The 2,085-nt window shown below is 54.8% G+C and carries 2 protein-coding genes; both read left to right on the forward strand.

Features of this window, described 5'->3' with window-relative positions; translation table 11 throughout:
* The coding region (locus FDX03_RS22220) for an amidohydrolase family protein (RefSeq protein WP_249357149.1) at positions 1-892 on the forward strand (892 nt) is incomplete at its 5' end.
* A gap of 10 nt (positions 893-902) precedes the next feature.
* Positions 903-2,085 (forward strand): C4-dicarboxylate transporter DcuC (gene dcuC, locus FDX03_RS22225; RefSeq protein WP_249357150.1); only part of this gene is annotated, 1,183 nt, incomplete at its 3' end.

Below are 2,085 nucleotides of genomic sequence, written 5' to 3' on the forward strand. Positions count from 1 at the left end.
GCGCGATCTGATTCAGGCCGGTATTACGACGGTCGTCGGCGTGCTGGGTACTGATGCGATATCCCGCTCCCCGAAAGATCTTTACGCCAAAATGCAGTCCCTCAATCTGGAAGGCCTGCGTGCGTATATGCATACCGGAGCCTACGCGGTACCCAGCCCGACAATTACACGATCCATTCGCGATGATATGGCATTTATCCCGGCAATCCTGGGTGTCAAAATCGCCCTCGCCGACCACCGTGGCTCTTACCCCTCTTTCCAGGAATTATTGAGGATAGTCAGTGATATCCGCGTGGCTTCACTGCTGGCCGGAAAAAAAGGGTTGCTGCACGTACACCTGGGCAATCTGCCGGAAGGGATGTCACAGCTGATGGAACTGTGTGATGCCGGTATTCCAATTCATCACATTTCACCGACGCATGTCGCGAGGACAGAAGCATTGTTCGAACAGGCTATCGCTTTCGCACATCGCGGTGGCCATATCGACGTGACGTCTGGCGGCAGTCGATTTATGCCCCAGGAGCAAGCGATTCTCCACGCGCTGGAATCACAGGTTCCGGCCGATCGCATCACCATTAGCTCTGATGGCAATGGCAGCGTGCCGCGCTTTAATGCGCAAGGCATCGTAGAAGGGTTAAGCGCCGCGCCGGTAGCTGGCAACCTCAACCTGCTGCCTCGTCTGATTGATGTCGGTATTCCAGTGTCTCAGGCGATCGCGATGTTGACGGCGAACGTCGCACGCTCACTGGGTATTTCTGGCGGCGTACTTTGCGCAGGAGAACGTGCTGATATTTGCGTGCTCAATGACGACCTCTCACTGGCCCACCTGTTTGCCGCTGGAAAGCCGCTACTGCGTGATGGTGAGTGTCTGGTTACCGGCAACTTCGAGTAAGGGGGCGAGAATGTCATTATTACTGGCGCTACTCGCCATCATTTTTGCCGGACGTCTGATCCTGAAAAAGTACCACCCTCAGTCGGTGTTGCTCTTAACCGGGATCGTACTACTGCTTGTCGCGCATTTTAGCGGGATGACCACGCTCAGTAACCTGGTAAAAAAGAGCACCGGATTTGGCCCCTTTGACGCCTTTGAGTTTATTCGCGACACCCTGAGCGTGCGTCTCGGCGGTCTCGGGCTACAAATCATGCTGATAGGTGGCTTTGCCACCTATATGTCGGCCATTGGCGCAAGTCAGGTGCTGGTGCGCGTCACATCCCGCCCCTTGCAACGTCTGAACTCCCCTTACCTGCTGCTAGGGCTGGCCTTGCTGCTGGGCCAATTTCTGTCGCTATTTATCAGTAGCGCCACCGGACTGGGTCTGCTATTGATGGCAACGCTTTACCCCCTGCTGACCCGTCTTGGCTGCAGCCGCGCCGCCGTTGCTGCAGTTATCGCCAGTACCTGTGCCGTTGAATTTGGCCCGGGTTCCGGGAACTCAGTTCTCGCCGCTAAAACGGCGGGTATCGAGGTAGTTAACTATTTTGTTCAGGATCAGTTACCGATCGTTGTCCCCGTTATTCTGTTCATCGCCCTGCTGCATATTGTTGTACAACGCTTTTTCGATCGCCGGGAGAGCGATGACAATACCGCGCAGCAAATGCAGACATTAACCTCAACCGAAGAAGCTGAAGCGCCGGTTGCCTGGCTATTCCTGCCGATGTTACCGCTGGTGTTGATGCTGGTGTGCAGTGATTTAGTATTCAGCTCACTCAAAATTACGCTCGATACCGCCGTACTGATAAGCCTGGCCATTACCCTGATTTGCGAATATTGCCGCCATCGTAAAGCTCGTGACGTGATGGCTGGCGTACAAAAAGTCTTCGACAGCATGGGCAGTGTGTTTGCCACGGTAGTCACGCTGATTATCGCCGGTGAAGTCTTCTCCGCCGGTCTGAAAGCGATTGGTGCGGTTGATGCGCTGCTGTCACTCTCAGGAGAATTTGGCCTCAGCGCAGCTTCCATAATCTTGCTGATGACGCTAATCACCTTTGCGATTTCAGCGTTAATGGGCTCCGGAAATGCAGCATTTTTCTCCTTCGCCCCGATGGTGCCGGATATCAGCCGCCATATCGGCAGCGACGTGGCGG

It is taken from the genome of Citrobacter sp. wls827, from assembly GCF_005280875.1.
GTDB classification, from domain to species: domain Bacteria; phylum Pseudomonadota; class Gammaproteobacteria; order Enterobacterales; family Enterobacteriaceae; genus Citrobacter; species Citrobacter youngae.